Here is a 15,635-nt window from a genome sequence, read left to right on the forward strand (position 1 = left end):
ATTTTCAATACCTGCCGGGTTCTCTTTTCAGGTAGTCGGTTGACTCCCTGCGCAGAAGTGTGCGCCACCGGGAAAAACAATAGTACAATTTTCTTTTGCCGTGTTTACAAATTTCCTTAAATTTGGGCCGATAATCCTGTAGAACCTATCGACAATGGCAATGAAAGGCATACTTACCGCTATCCTGCTCTCTATCTGTTTACTCTCCCCGGCACAGGAAAAATTCAAAGAGGGATATATCGTCAATAACCGGCACGAGAAAATTCCCTGCCTCATCAGAAATAGCGGAGATGAAGAGTCTACTCAATATTTTGAATACCGATTAATGGGGAGTAAAACAACCCAGAGAATCGAATTGTCTACAGTTGAAGAGTTTGGCATTGAGGGAGAATTCAAATGTATCAGGGCGCTGATATCCATCGACATGTCGCCCGACCGGATAAAGAGCATCAAAGATACCGTACCCCAGTGGGAAAAGGGACACGCTTTCCTCCACGTGCTGTTTGAGGGGGAACTGGCATCGCTATATTCCTACAATGACCATGGCACGCCCCTCTTCTTTTTCAGCCTGGAAGATTCGGATATCGTCCCGCTCGTTTATAAAAGGTATCAGGTTGAAACTTCACCCAATATCATCCAGCAAATATTGTACAACAACATGTTCAGGGATCAGCTCGATTTTCACCTGGCTTGCAACGGCAAAAAAAGCACCGACAGGATCGGCTACTCGAAAAAACAGCTGGTAAGGTATTTTGAAGAGTTCCACAAATGCAGGAACAGCAGCTACACCCTGTACCGGAGTGCCCAGACAAGAAAAGGGATACTGTTGTTGAAGCCGGGCATCGGTGTCGGCAGCATGGCACTCGACATACAGAATACAATTGATGCAGCCCCGAAGATCCGCTTCGACAAGGAGAGCAGCATCGGTTTCGGAATCGGTGCAGAGTATATTTTTCCGTTCAACCGATACAAGTGGGCATTTTTTGCCGAAGCCAACTACCTGACATACAAAACAGGCAACATTACCGTTGGCAACGAGAAGAATCCGCCCATGTACAGCGGTTATGCCGTAGATTACAGATCGGTGGAACTCCCGGTAGGCATAAATTATTATATGAATCTCGACAGGAACAACCGGCTCTTTGTCAAGGCAGCCTTCGTGCCCTATATCATTAGATCAGGATCGCATATCGATTTCAGCGATAGCTACCGGGAAGAGTTCTCCGCCTCCTCCCATACGATGTTTGGTATCGGATACAACTACCGGTCACTGGGGATGGAGTTTGACTACTATACCCCGACCAACGTTACGCAGAACATCTACAAGCGAAGCTCCAATCTGGTACGAATTGCCTTGAAGGCATCCTATGCTTTCCAATTGTTTAGCGATCGGGGCAAGAGATAGATCATTTTACTAACTCTATTTACAATTTATTACTCACAGGATTCATTATATTGACTTTATTTTATTAATTTGCATATTATAAAAATGATATTCCCACAAATCAATGGCCTATTTCTCCTATGTCAAATCAATTTATGAGAAGTATATAGATCAGCTATACGCTTACGCTCTCCATTGGGGATTTGACAGAAATGTTGCCATGGATGCCATACACGATGTTTTTTACAAACTCTGTTCGAATGGCAATTCATTGGAAAACGTAGCGAACGTAAAGTTCTTTCTTTTCAGGTCACTTAAAAACAGACTCATCGATATCTACCGGTCAAACAGGGAACATGCGGGAATACTTGCCTCCAACGGTGATGGCGGCAATGAGATGTCGTTCCGGTTGAATGTAAGCATTGAAGATGATCTGATAGAGGAAGAGGATCGGGAAGAGATACGTCAGAAAGTGGAAAAAATATTGAACCAACTGACCGACAGGCAGCGTGAAATCATCTATCTTCGCTATGTCCAGGAGTACAGTTATGAAGAGATTGCAGCACTTATGCAGATATCTGTCCTCTCCTGCCGCAATCTCATGAGCAAGGCGGTAACGCGGATAAGGGAAAGCAACCTTTTCTCCATTTTCCCTGCTCAGGCGATCTGCCTCTTTTCATTTTTTTGAATTTCTCTCCAAGTTTTCATATATTTGAACGATGAAAATCAAGGCAACCGGGCCTATTGGTAGAAACTCACACTATTTTAAATAATTAGAATTAATTATGACCTCCAGAAGAGACTTTTTAAAAACCCTTGGGGGAGTGACACTCCTCACGGTGGTTCCCAGAAATGTACTGGGTAAGGGGTTTATCGCGCCAAGCGATGAACTGACAAAAGGAATTATCGGCGTTGGCGGAATGGGGCGTGGTCACATTCCTTACGACAACACACGCGTGGTAGCCATGTGCGATGTCGATAAGAACCACCTCAACCAGGCTGCTGCCATGGTAAAAGACAAAATCAATCTCTATCACGATTTTCGTGAACTTATCCTCGACAAGAATGTCGACATCGTTCATATCGCCACCCCGCCCCACTGGCACGGGATCATGTCGATTGAGGCGGCCAAGGCAGGAAAAGACATTTTCTGTGAAAAACCGATGACCAGGACCATTGGTGAGAGTAAACGCGTCGTCGAAGCGATCCGGCAATACGGCAACATCTTCAGGCTGAATACTTGGTTCCGTTTCAAGGATCAGTTCTACGGACTAGGAACACCGGTAAAACCGCTCAAGAAACTTGTCGATAGCGGACTCCTTGGTTGGCCGCTGAAAGTCACCATCAGCAAACATACCGGTTTCGACTGGAAATTCTACTGGGTGGGAAAAACTCATCTTGAACCGCAGTCCATACCCCAGGAACTCGATTACGACATGTGGCTGGGCCCTGCCCCATACAAACCATACAATGCCCATCGCGTCCACTCAACCTTCCGCGGGTACTGGGATTACGACGGCGGAGGTCTTGGCGATATGGGACAACACTATATCGATCCTGTTCAATATCTGCTCGGCAAGGATAATACCAGTCCGGTAAAGGTAGAGGTTGACGCCCCGCAACAGCACCCCGATGCAGTGGGTACCTGGCGCTCCATCACCTATACTTACGACGACGGTTGCCAGATTATCCTCTGGGGAGGTGACTACGGCGAACCCAACACCCCATACATCGCCGGTCCAAACGGAAATGTATACAAGAACTTCGTATGCGACATCCCCGACTGGCAAAAGAAACTGGCCGACTTCCCCGAACCGGAGGAACAGAATGCCAATTTCATCGAGTGTGTCCGCAACCGGCAGAAGTTTGCACTGAATGAACTGAATGGTCACCGCTCCGCAACCATCGTGAATATGGGTGCAGTAGCACTCCGATTAAACAGGACACTCGAGTATGACCCTGTAAAAGAGATGTTTGTAAACGATGAAGAGGCCAATCGCCTGATCGATCAGCCGATGCGAGCTCCATGGAGTATTTAACCTATAAAATGTCAGAAAATGAAAGCTATTAGACTCATCATAATCTGCTTGCTGATAGCAGGCGGACTTCAGGCCCAACTGCCGCAGGGCAGAACCAAAGCCACAATCATTGCAGATGCATTGGCTCAACTTCCGGCCGACAATCAAACCCAATACAGTCAAACAATGACCGATCTGGTTTCTACCGGTGAGGAGGGCTTGCTGGAACTGATCGGACGAATGAATCCTCCGGGCAACCAGAGCAACGAGCGGTTAGACTACGCCATCAGCGGTTGGACCAATTTTGTGGCAAACGATGAAGCCAGACGAGCGGTTGCTGCAGACGCTTTTGGAAAAGCTCTCGGCCAGTCGCTCGACAACGAGGTGAAAGCCTTTGTCATCCGTCAACTTGGCCAGATAGGCACCGACCAGCATGTGGAGAGCCTCGCCGCACTGCTGAAAGAGGAGCAGCTCTCCGCTCCGGCAGCACAGGCACTGGTCTCCATTGGAAGCGAAAAAGCCAAGGAGGCCATCGCTGCCGAACTTTCAGCGAGCCGGTCGGAAAAACTGAAGATCAATCTGATCAACGCATTGGGTCAGGCAAGATATAGCCCGGCAGAACAGATATTGCTATCCGAACTGGGAGAGAATCCATCGGAGGAAATTGCCAATTCAGTGCTGGCCACTCTGGGCAGTATGGGAACCAGAAATGCAATTGTTCCGCTGAAGAACGCTGCAAAAAAGGTCAACTACTCCTATCAGGGTGCCAACGGTGCAACTGCGGCCTATATTTCACTGCTGAAGCGGTTGGTCAAGAGCGATCCGAAAGAGGTGGCAAAAGAGGGCGAACAGCTGCTCGCTTTTGCCGTCAAACAGAATCGTCCCGATTTAAAGGTGGCCGCATCACAACTGCTGCTGGAAGTCCCCTCCGTGAATAAGGGCAAACTCCTCAACAGTGCATTGAAGGATGGCGATATCAAATATCTCACCCGTTTGCTGGAGGCATATCCGTTCCACAACGACCGAAAAGCGACCGAAAAGATCGTTAAGGAGCTGACACCGAAGGCTTCTGCCGGAAAGCAGGCCGCCCTTATCTACTGGATAGGTAACCACAAGATTGCAAATGGAGCCACCCTGCTTTCGGGTTACGCCACATCAGGGAACAGGATGGTACAGAAGGCTGCCATCTCTTCACTTGCAAAGATCGGTAACGAACAGGCCATGCTGGTTCTGGCCGGACTCTTGAAAAACCGGGACGATGAAACCGTATCACTGGCAAAGGATGCCTTGTCGACCTACAAGGGTGACATCTCCTACACCCTCGCTTCGGTTTTCAATGAGTGCGGCGATGCCGGGAAAAAAGCCATCCTGCAACTTATCGCCAACCGGAAAATGGAATCGCAATACAACCTGGTGTACAACCAGCTGTTTACCGACAACAGCGTCATTAAGGCCGAGGCTGCCAATACGCTGCAACACGTGGTGACCGACAAGCAACTGGACGATCTCTTCAATCTGCTAGAACAGTCGGATGCCGCTTATCTTCCCGCACTGCAACAGGCTGTCAATGCCGCCCTTTCCGCACTTCCGGCCGGTGAGCAGATGAAACTGGTATCTGACAGGATGGGAAGATCGGCCAACAAACACCTCTATTATACCGCCCTGGCCAACAGCGGTACTCCCGAGGCGATGGCGATGATTACCAAAGCATACGGTTCAGAGAGTGGCAAGAATAAAAGTGCTGCCCTGGATGCTCTGATCAACTGGAAATCCTTTTCGGCCATCTACCCGATGCTCGATATCGCCCGTAGCAGTAACGATAAGGGTGAGCTGGGCAAGCTGACCGATGCCATCGTTGCCACCATCGCCAAATCTGACCAGACCGATGCCGTCAAGTATCTCTATCTGCGTGAGGCGATGCAGTTTGCACAAACCGACAAGCAGAAGAACGAGATCCTCCGCCAGTTGGGGAATACCGGCCAGTACCAGGCCATGCTCTTCGTGGCCCCCTTCATGGATAATGCGGCATTGAGTGAAAATGCAGCGCTGGCGGCCATGAACATCGCCCTGAACAACCCAAGTTTTGCAGGTGCTGAAACCACACGCATCCTGGAGAAGGTGAGCAAGACGCTGAAAAATCCCGATGCCGGATATCAGCGTGAATCGATCAAGAAGTTCCTGAACGAGAATCCGCAGACGGGTGGATATCTCTCCATCTTTAACGGCAAGAACCTCGACGGCTGGAAAGGCCTGGTAGAGAACCCCATCAAGCGCGCCAAAATGTCGGCCAAGGAGCTGGCTGCTGCACAGAAGAAGGCCGATGCAGTGGCAAAAACCGGCTGGATTGTTGAAGATGGGATACTGCTCTTCACCGGTAAAGGGGACAACCTCTGCACCGAAAAACAGTATGGCGACTTCGAGATGCTGGTCGACTGGAAACTCTATCCCGGACCGGAGCCCGATGCCGGCATCTACCTGCGCGGCACTCCCCAGGTCCAGATCTGGGATACCGCCCGCGTGAACGTTGGTGCACAGGTTGGATCGGGAGGTTTGTACAACAACCAGAAAAACCCGAGCAAACCGCTGAAGGTGGCAGACCAGAAGGTGGGTGAATGGAACACCTTCCGCATCCGGATGGTGGGCGAAAGGGTTTCGGTATGGCTCAATGGCGAACTGGTTACCGACAATGTAATCCTGGAGAACTACTGGGATCGCAGCCAGCCGATCTTCCCGATCGAACAGATCGAACTACAGGCACACGGCAGCAAGGTGGCCTACCGCGACATCTTCATCAAGGAGATCGAACGGCCCGAACCTTTCCAGTTGTCTGACGAGGAGAAGAAGGAGGGCTTCCGCATCCTCTTCGACGGGACCAACCTCGACCAGTGGATCGGCAACAAGAGAGACTATGTGGTGGAGAGTGGCAATATCGTACTCTATCCCAGCCAGAACTTCGGCGGCAACCTCTACACCAAGGAGCAGTTCGACAATTTTGTCTTCCGCTTCGAGTTCATGCTTACGCCGGGAGCCAACAACGGTCTGGGTATCCGTACCCCCCTGGAGGGCGACGCCGCCTATGTGGGGATGGAGCTGCAGATTCTCGACAACGATGCCCCCATCTACAAGGATCTCCAGGCATACCAGTACCACGGTTCGGTCTATGGTGTCATCCCGGCCAAACGGGGATACCTGAAACCCACCGGCGAATGGAATTACCAGGAGGTGATTGCCGATGGCGACAACATCAAGGTGATCCTCAACGGTACCACCATCCTCGATGGTAACATCCGCGAGGCATCCAAGAACGGTACGATGGATAAGCGTGAACATCCCGGACTGCTTAACAAGACCGGACATATCGGTTTTCTGGGTCACGGTTCGGAGGTGAAATTCAGAAATATCCGGATCAAGGAGTTGAAATAGGTATCCAACAGATAAAGAGTAGAGACAGAGAACCATTAGCGGAATGACCCGGCTAATGGTTCTTCTCTTTTTTCCGCAAAATGAAACCGATTCACTCAAGCTCAAACCGGAAGTCAGGATTTGGATTACCGTTAAAAAATGAGTGAAATTGCAGGTTATTCGCAATATTATACTATTTTTGTTTCGTATGGTGCAAACCTTGCGCAGAGACAAAAAAAGAGAATCACAAAATCATAAAACCATCAGATTATGGCAACAACAGCTAAACTCTATTCACTCAGTCTGAACAACACAAGAACCTATCTGTTTGCAACCCTTTTTGTGCTGGGCAATCTGCTCCTGCCGCAACTGGCGCATCTGGTGCCCCAGGGAGGTCTCATCCTTCTCCCCATCTATTTCTTTACGCTTGTTGCAGCTTACAAATATGGGATTCATGTCGGCCTCCTGACGGCGATCCTGTCGCCGTTGGCCAATCATCTGCTGTTCGGCATGCCCCCTGCCACCATGCTGCCGATCATCATGATCAAATCGGCGATCCTGGCAGTGGCGGCATCCATGGTGGCCAAATATTCAGGAAAAGTATCCTTCTTTGGTATCCTTTTAGCTATCATAGCCTATCAGGTGATCGGAACGGGGATAGAGTGGGCGATGACCCGGAACTTCTTCATCGCAGTGCAGGATTTCCGTATCGGTATTCCCGGCATGCTCCTTCAACTGACAGCCGGATACTTCGTATTGAAAGCCCTCGCTAAAGTGTAGAGAGCCACAATGAACAGAAAATCATTTGAAGAGGTTTTGCAACGGTTTCGCGAGATTGAATTCAACGAGAGTTTCGACATGATCGTAGCGATCGCCAACGGCGGAATTATCCCTGCCGCCATCCTGAATCAACGGTTGAACAGGGAGATATATCTGCTGAAAATCAATCTTCGCGATCCTTTCCAACAACCAAAATACGATACTCCACGACTGGTATCGCCCATCGATTTCGATTTCCACGACAAGCGTATTCTTCTGGTGGAGGATCGCATCAAAACAGGGGCGACTGTCAAATTCGCCATCGATCTCTTACAAGGTGCCAGAGAGGTGAAGACCTTCGCGGTAAATGGAAATGCCGATTATGCGCTATACAACGAAGCCTGTTTCAAATTTCCCTGGATTGTATGAACCGGTTAGCTCTACTGCTCTGCTCCTGTCTGGCTCTCTTCCCATCTGTTTATGCCGATGGGGAGCAACCACCGCAGATTGGCGACTCGATACGCCTCGATGAGGTGATTGTCACCGGTACAATGCCGAAGGTAAACCTGAGGAACTTGCCGATGAGCGTCTCCATCGTTGGGGAGGGTGAGATCCGGAACCGGTTGGAACCTTCGCTCCTTCCGCTGCTTACCGAAGAGGTGCCCGGACTCTTCATCACCCAACGTGGAACCATGGGGTACGGTGTAGCCGCCGGTGCTGCCGGCGGAATGAGTATCCGCGGAATCGGTGGAACTCCCACATCGGGCCTGCTGGTGCTTATTGACGGTCATCCGCAATTCATGGGCCTGATGGGACACCCGCTGGCCGACAGCTACCAGTCTGTCATGACAGAACGGGTGGAGGTGGTCAGAGGCCCTGCATCGGTACTCTACGGATCCAATGCAATGGGCGGGGTGATCAACATCATCACCAGAAAGCCGAAACAGGAGGGCACACACCACTCGGTCCGCTTCATGTACGGAAGTCACCAGACACTCAGTAGCGAAGCATACGGCGGGTGGAAGGGAGAGAGGCTCTACCTCAACGGAAATATCGGTCTCAACCGCTCCGAAGGACACCGTGAGAATATGGGGTTCGAACAGTTGTCGGGATACGGGAAAGCGGGATACAATATCAACCCCAACTGGAGCAGTTTTGTCGACTTCAATATCTCGAATACACAATCCTCCAATCCGGGAACAGTTTCATCCCCCCTGTCCGACAACGATGCCGACGTCACTCGCGGGATGAGCTCTTTTTCCATTGAAAATGAATACGACAGAACCTCCGGCGCAATCCGGTTCTACTACAATTTCGGAAGACACAAGATCAACGACGGCTATCTGGCAGGAGAGCCACCCAAGCCATACCGCTTCCACTCTACAGACCGGATGCTGGGATTCTCGCTCTTCCAGTCCTACACCCTTTTCGAAGGGAACAAGACCACCGCAGGCGTCGATTTCCAACGGTTCGGCGGGAAGGCGGAGAACAGGTATAGCAACGGATCCAACAACGCAGTGCTGGCAGATATCCAACTGGACAATATTGCCGGATACCTGAATCTGCAACAGAGCCTGCTGGAAAACAGCCTTACGCTGAATGTCGGAATCCGCCTCGACAATCACGAGGAGAACGGTAGCGAATGGATACCGCAACTGGGGTTGAGCTATACCCCCTCGCCGACCTCCGTAATCAAGGGGATTGTCAGCAAGGGATTCCGAAACCCAACCATCCGAGAGATGTACATGTTCCCCCCGCAGAATCCCGATCTGCTTCCGGAACGGCTGATGAACTACGAACTCTCCTTTATGCATGCGCTGCCCGGGAACCGCCTTGATTTTGGGATAAACCTCTACTATATCAAGGGGGAGAACATGATCCAGGCAGTTCCGGTCGAGGGGAGACCGATGAACCTGAATGCAGGAAGAGTGGAGAACAGAGGAATCGAGATCAATGCCCGCTACCTGGCCAGCCGCGAAATCAGGTTGAGTGCCAACTACAGTCTGCTGGAGATGACCCATAAACTGTTGGCAGCTCCCGAACATAAACTGCATCTCGGTGCCACCTACACGAAACGGAAATGGAATCTCTCCACCGGACTCCAATACATCGGCAACCTCTATATAGCTATAACACCGCAACCGGTCAGGGAGAGCTTTCTCCTCTGGAACGCCCGTATCCATTACCGGGCTCTCGACTGGCTGACCCTCTTCCTGAAAGGTGAAAACCTGCTAGGAGAGGAGTATGAGATAAACGCCGGATACCCGATGCCGAAAACTACTGCATTCGGCGGGTTCCAGTTGCAATTTTAATGACAGAACTAAAAACTGACACAATAGACTATGGACAGACGAAAATTTTTAAAAGCGGTAGCCCTCACCGGCGCTGCAGCCACTACCATCAAAGAAGCAGACGCGATGAGCCTGTTGACCCAGTCGTTCCAGACTGCCAGTGCAACCAGATATGATCTGGTTGCCGTGATGGGAGGCGAACCCGAAGTGATGTTCCGTAAGGCCATTGCTGAGCTGGGTGGAATCCAGAATTTCATCAGCAAGGGCGACAAGATCTGCATCAAGCCAAATATCGGATGGGACAAGACCCCCGAAATGGCTGCCAACACCAATCCTAAGCTTGTAACGGAGATAATCAGACAATGTTTTGATGCCGGGGCACGCGAGGTGACGGTTTTCGACCACACCTGCGACGACTGGCGCAAATGTTACGCCAGCAGCGGAATCGAGGAGGCTGCCAAAGCTGCCGGTGCAAAGGTTCTTCCAGCCCATCAGGAATCCTACTACCGGAGCGTCTCCTTGCCTAAAGGCAGAAGCCTGAAGGAGACCAAGATCCATCAGGCCATTCTCGATGCCGACAAGTGGATCAACGTGCCTATCCTCAAGAATCATGGCGGGGCCCAATTGACTATCTCGATGAAGAACTACATGGGCATCGTATGGGACAGGGGGTTCTTCCATGCCAACGACCTGCAACAGTGTATCGCCGACGTATGTACCTATGCAAAACGGCCCGTCCTGAACGTAGTAGATGCCTACCGGTTGATGAAAACCAGCGGACCGAGAGGAAAATCTGAAGCCGACGTGGTATTGTCGAAGGCACTCTTCATCTCGCAGGACATTGTAGCGGTTGATACTGCTGCCGCCAACTTCTTTAACCAGGTCAGGGAGATGCCGCTGGAAAAGGTAGGCCACCTGGCAAAAGGCGAGGAGCTGGGCATCGGCACGATGAAACTCGATAAATTGAACATCCGAAGGGTAAAAATCTGAAAATCTGACAGGTCATGTTGAGAAAAATCCGGATAACCCTCTCCATTGTTCTTTTTTCGTTAATAACATTTTACTTCCTGGACTTTGCAGAGCTGCTGCCCCCGGGCTTTAGCCTGTTGGCCGATATCCAGTTCGTTCCGGCACTGTTGGCGCTCAATGTGGTGGTGCTTGTCGCCCTGGTGGCAGCGACCCTTCTTCTGGGCAGGGTCTACTGCTCTGCCATCTGCCCGATGGGGATCTTTCAGGATATCGTAGCCTGGTTTTCCAAAAAGCTGAAGAGGCGAAAGAGGTACACCCACAGCAAGGCAAAGGGGCTTCTCAGGTGGAGCATCCTGGGAGCTACCGTTATCGCCTTTTTGTGCGGCTTCACTTTTCTGTTGGGATTGCTGGATCCTTACGGTGCTTACGGGCGGTTTGTCACCCACCTGTTCCGACCGCTATACCTGGCCGGGAACAATTTGTTGGAAACGATATTCATTTCGTTCAACAACTACAGCCTTTATCGGGTGGGCATCTACTCGCTGGGACTCTTCTCACTGTTACTCGCATTGGGCACCCTGCTCGGCATCGGCATGCTGGCCTGGTTGAACGGCAGGACCTACTGCAACACTGTCTGCCCGGTAGGCACCCTGCTCGGTTTTCTGAGCCGCTTCTCACTGCTCAAGATCCAGTTTGTGGAGGAGAAGTGCAACGGATGCGGCCTCTGCTCCATGAAGTGCAAGGCATCCTGTATCGACACGGAAAACCGGAAGATCGACTACAGCCGCTGCGTCAACTGTTTCAACTGCATCGATATCTGCAAGCACAATGGCATACGATATGCTCCGGTCGGGCTGGGAGATAGATCCACCCAGAGGGAAGAAGTGAAGCAGCCGGATGGATCAAAGCGCCGTTTCCTCTCTGCCCTGCTGCTCACCGGGGTGGCAGCCGGTAAGGTGATGGCTCAAAACGGTGCCGCTTCATTACTGACAAGACGTGAGTTGAAACGTCAGACACCCATTGCCCCGCCGGGAGCCATCAGTTTCGACCATTTCCGGGAGAAGTGCATTTCATGCCACCTTTGCGTAAGCAAATGTCCGTCGCATGTAATCAAGCCATCTTTCCTGGAGTATGGTCCGGGTGGCATGATGCAACCGAAGCTCTACTTCGATCACGGATTCTGCAATTACGACTGTACGGTCTGTTGTGATATCTGTCCCACCGATGCGCTGGTTAAACTCAGCCGGGAGGAGAAGCACCATACCCAGATGGGACAGGTAAACTTCATCCGGGAAAACTGCATCGTCTACTACGACGAGACAAGTTGCGGCGCCTGTTCGGAGCACTGCCCCACACAGGCGGTATACATGGTTCCCTACAAAGGATCGCTAACCATCCCGGAGACAAACCCCGATATCTGTGTCGGTTGCGGCGGATGCGAATATGTCTGTCCGGCAATCCCCCACAAGGCCATATATGTGGAAGGACTTCCCGCCCACAATACCATCGAGATAAAGGAGGTGAAGGCGGAGGAGGTGATTGTCGACGAGTTCGGGTTCTGAAAAGAGAGAGGCAAGCCTATCCCAGAAGTTTCTTCACCATTTCCGAGATAGCCTTGCCTTCTGCCTTACCGGCCAGTTGACGGGTTGCCAGACCCATCACCTTTCCCATCTCTTTCAGAGACTGGGCTCCGGTTTCGGCAATAATCGCCTTTACGGCCGCCTCCAGCTCTTCCGGCGAAAGCTGTTTCGGCAAGAACTCCTGAATCACCCGTAACTGGGCCAGTTCATCTTGCGCCAGGTCTGTTCTGCCCTGTGAGGTATAGATCTCGGCGCTATCCTTACGCTGTTTCACCATCTTCTGCAAGATCGCCATGGCTGTTTCTTCGGGAAGTTCATCCGATGCCCCTTTGGCCGTTTTGGCCTCCAGGAACTCCTTTTTTACACCCCGTAACGCCTCCAGGCGAACTTTGTCCTTGGCAAGCATCGCTTTCTTTATCTCATCACTGATTGTGTCAAACAGATTCATACTCTATATTTTTTTATTGTCAACTCAACATTCGCAACCATCCGCTATCATTTCCATCATCAGCAAGGTGCGGATGGGACTGGATTACCACTAGTCAAACAATGACCCGGGCAAACGGCTCTCTACCCTGAATGCCCGTGGATTGAACTCCCTGTCGCGTTTGAAAACCGGGGTCTTCTCAAGCGCTTCCAATACCTTGTCGTCGTCAAGTTCATCCATCGACAGGATAATCGGTTCAAATTTATAGCTGCTTGCCGAGAGCATCTTCAGGCCCAATGTCCCGTAATACTTGTCGATCAGCCGTTGCTCCTCTTCCTCCTCCTTTCGCCGCTGGTCCTCCTTGATTTTCCGTTCCAGCTCTTCCGCTTTCGACTGTGCCCTGTGCTGCTCCTCAATTCCGGGAACATCGGTGATCGAAAAGCCGGTAGCCAGCAGGGTGACCTTGACCTCTTCTCCCAAATCCTTCTCCACGGCTGCTCCCCAGATAACTTCGATTTCGTGGCTGAACTTCGACATAAAATCGTGCAGCGCATTCATCTCCTCCATCATCAGCGGATTCTCTTCACCAAATGAGAGGTTGATCAATATCTTCTTCGCGCTGAATACGTCGTTATTGTTAAGCAACGGCGAGTTGATAGCATCTTCGATGGCCCTGTTCACCCGATCCTTTCCTGAACCTATTCCACGGCTCATAATGGCTACACCCCCATCCTTCAGGGTAGTCTCCACATCTGCAAAGTCGAGATTCACATGTCCATGGATCGTAATGATCTCGGCAATGCTCTTGGCAGCGGTAGCCAAGGTATCATCTGCACGGGCAAAGGCATTGAGCATGGTCAGGTCGTGATAGATATCCCTCAGCCGTTCATTATTGATCACCAGCAAGGCATCCACATTTGCCGCAATCTGTTCCACCCCCTTCAGCGCCTGTACAATTTTACGCTGCCCCTCGAAAACAAAAGGAATGGTTACAATTCCCACCGTAAGGATACCCATCTCCTTGGCGATGCGCGCCACCACGGGTGCGGCACCTGTTCCGGTTCCACCCCCCATTCCTGCCGTGATGAATGCCATCCGCGTGCCATCACTCAACAGATCCTGTATCAGTTCGACACTCTCCTCTGCGGCCCGTTGAGCCACATCGGGCTTGTTACCGGCTCCGAGCCCCCCTGTTGTCTGTTGTCCCAACTGTATCTTTACAGGCACGGGTGAACTTATCAGCGCCTGGTTATCGGTATTGCACAATGCAAACGAGACATCATGTATCCCTTCCCTGAACATGTGGTTGACGGCATTCCCGCCACCACCTCCCACACCTATCACTTTGATTATCGCTTCGGTGCGGCTGCTTACTTGAAGATCCAATATATCGGAATCCATAATGTAACTGCTTTTTTATTTACTGATCATCATCTTCTTCCTCAAACATGGTCGAAAACATGTTCTTCATCTTTCCTCCCAGATTGATCGATTTATTCTCCTTGTTCGGCTGTCTGGAAGGATCTTTCCGCCCACCTTTCCGGTCGGTCTGCTCTTTATACTCCTTATCTCCACCCCGATCACCGAAAAAAGTATCCCAAACCGACGACCCTTTTGTTTTTTTCTCCTCGGTTTTAAGCGGCTCCTCTTCAATCATCTTCTCGCAATTTTCACTGGCAAACAGCAACATGCCCAATGCAGATGTCAGGGCAGGATCGTTGGCATACTCCGGCGAATTGTTCACCAGGGTTTTCCGTGAAGCGGCCTTGCGGACCGGCATGCCCAACTTCTGGGTGAGGTACTCATCCAGATTTCTCAGCTGTGATGCCCCGCCGGTGATGACAACTCCCGCTCCCAGCTGCTCCTGATAACCTGAAAGCCGGATCTGCTCCTTGATGTTGGCTGTGATTTCGTCGAGCCGCATCACGATCACCCGGTTCAGTTCCACCAGATCGATATCCGGCTTCATCAGAAAGGGAGAGGAGAAAGGCGAGCTTTCACTGCTTTCCCTGGCCTTGCCAAACTTTATCTTGTATTGTTCCGCATCACTCTCCACAAAATTGAGCTCGGCGATATCCCGTGTGATGTTTCTTCCTCCAAAGGGGATGGTTACCATACGGCGCAGAATGCCACCCTTGTAGATCGACAGCGCCGTTGTTCCGGCACCGAAATCGATAAAGGCGCACCCCAGCTCCTTCTCCTCTTCCGTCAGTGCAATTGCGGCAGATGCCAGCGGTCCTACGACGAGCCCCGCAATCTGGAGGCGTCCCTTGTCGGTGATGGTCTTCTCGATATTCAACGCCAGGTTTGGCCTTCCCACCACTACCTGATATTCCGCCTCAATTGTGGAGCAGGCAACCCCCACCGGATTTTTCTCCGGTTTATCGTCCAGAAAATACTCCACGTCGCCGATGCCATATTTCTGTTTCAAATCAGGTTTATACTGCTCCGCAACTTTTCGGAGCTGTGCCACCACCTCTTCGGTAACAATCCCGGAAGCGGACAGCTGTTTCGATTCACGGATCACCTCCGTGTGCACCGATTGACCGCCGAGTGAGACATATACTTTCCCGATCTTCTGGCCCTGTGCGTTTTCCAGCATGCTAACCAGCTTCCTTACAATTGCACCGGCCTTGTCGATATTATAAATCGTTCCACGACGGATACTGTTCTCCGAAGGCAGGGAGACACACTCCAGAATCGAGATAACGTTGTTCTCGTTTTTACGCCCGATAACGCCGGTAATTTTGGAAGTTCCCAAATCTATGGCTGCTATAAATCCTGATTGAGTCATATATATTCTTA

The 15,635-nt window shown here is 51.0% G+C and carries 12 protein-coding genes; 9 read left to right on the forward strand and 3 right to left on the reverse strand.

Annotated features, from left to right (window positions below; translation table 11 throughout):
* Positions 1-154: 154 nt before the first annotated feature.
* From ING2E5A_RS12340 to ING2E5A_RS12380, 9 genes are all read left to right on the forward strand, one after another.
* A complete protein-coding gene (locus tag ING2E5A_RS12340; RefSeq protein ID WP_071137658.1) occupies positions 155-1,405 on the forward strand; it encodes an outer membrane beta-barrel protein in 1,251 nt (416 codons plus the stop codon).
* A gap of 103 nt (positions 1,406-1,508) precedes the next feature.
* On the forward strand, positions 1,509-2,072 hold the full coding sequence (locus ING2E5A_RS12345) for an RNA polymerase sigma factor (protein ID WP_071137659.1): 564 nt from the start codon (positions 1,509-1,511) through the stop codon (positions 2,070-2,072).
* Positions 2,073-2,166: 94 nt separating this feature from the next.
* The gene (locus ING2E5A_RS12350; protein WP_071137660.1) at positions 2,167-3,423 is read left to right on the forward strand and encodes a Gfo/Idh/MocA family oxidoreductase; all 1,257 of its coding nucleotides are present in this window, start codon (positions 2,167-2,169) and stop codon (positions 3,421-3,423) included.
* An 18-nt stretch (positions 3,424-3,441) separates the two neighbouring features.
* Entirely contained in the window at positions 3,442-6,825 is a 3,384-nt protein-coding gene (locus tag ING2E5A_RS12355; protein WP_071137661.1) for a DUF1080 domain-containing protein, read from the forward strand.
* Between the two features lie 249 nt (positions 6,826-7,074).
* Complete coding sequence (locus ING2E5A_RS12360; protein WP_071137662.1) at positions 7,075-7,584, forward strand: ECF transporter S component; 510 nt, start codon at positions 7,075-7,077, stop codon at positions 7,582-7,584.
* 9 nt (positions 7,585-7,593) lie between these two features.
* The gene (locus ING2E5A_RS12365; protein WP_071137663.1) at positions 7,594-7,992 is read left to right on the forward strand and encodes a phosphoribosyltransferase; all 399 of its coding nucleotides are present in this window, start codon (positions 7,594-7,596) and stop codon (positions 7,990-7,992) included.
* The gene (locus tag ING2E5A_RS12370) at positions 7,989-9,875 is read left to right on the forward strand and encodes a TonB-dependent receptor plug domain-containing protein (RefSeq protein ID WP_071137664.1); all 1,887 of its coding nucleotides are present in this window, start codon (positions 7,989-7,991) and stop codon (positions 9,873-9,875) included. Before ING2E5A_RS12365 ends, ING2E5A_RS12370 begins: the two co-directional genes overlap by 4 nt.
* A 30-nt stretch (positions 9,876-9,905) precedes the next feature.
* A complete protein-coding gene (locus tag ING2E5A_RS12375) occupies positions 9,906-10,844 on the forward strand; it encodes a DUF362 domain-containing protein (protein WP_071137665.1) in 939 nt (312 codons plus the stop codon).
* 14 nt (positions 10,845-10,858) lie between these two features.
* Positions 10,859-12,385 (forward strand): 4Fe-4S binding protein, encoded by a 1,527-nt coding sequence (locus ING2E5A_RS12380; RefSeq protein ID WP_071137666.1) that lies wholly within the window; start codon positions 10,859-10,861, stop codon positions 12,383-12,385.
* 16 nt (positions 12,386-12,401) lie between these two features.
* Here the strand turns inward: ING2E5A_RS12380 and ING2E5A_RS12385 are convergent, their stop codons facing one another.
* The 3 genes from ING2E5A_RS12385 to ftsA all read right to left on the reverse strand — a co-directional run bounded on the left by ING2E5A_RS12385 (position 12,402) and on the right by ftsA (position 15,624).
* The gene (locus ING2E5A_RS12385) at positions 12,402-12,851 is read right to left on the reverse strand and encodes a GatB/YqeY domain-containing protein (RefSeq protein ID WP_071137667.1); all 450 of its coding nucleotides are present in this window, start codon (positions 12,849-12,851) and stop codon (positions 12,402-12,404) included.
* A gap of 90 nt (positions 12,852-12,941) precedes the next feature.
* A complete protein-coding gene (ftsZ, locus tag ING2E5A_RS12390; protein ID WP_071137668.1) occupies positions 12,942-14,231 on the reverse strand; it encodes a cell division protein FtsZ in 1,290 nt (429 codons plus the stop codon).
* A gap of 19 nt (positions 14,232-14,250) precedes the next feature.
* The gene (gene ftsA / locus ING2E5A_RS12395; protein WP_071137669.1) at positions 14,251-15,624 is read right to left on the reverse strand and encodes a cell division protein FtsA; all 1,374 of its coding nucleotides are present in this window, start codon (positions 15,622-15,624) and stop codon (positions 14,251-14,253) included.
* Positions 15,625-15,635: the final 11 nt, after the last annotated feature.

The organism is Petrimonas mucosa, assembly GCF_900095795.1.
Taxonomy (GTDB): Bacteria; Bacteroidota; Bacteroidia; order Bacteroidales; family Dysgonomonadaceae; genus Petrimonas; species Petrimonas mucosa.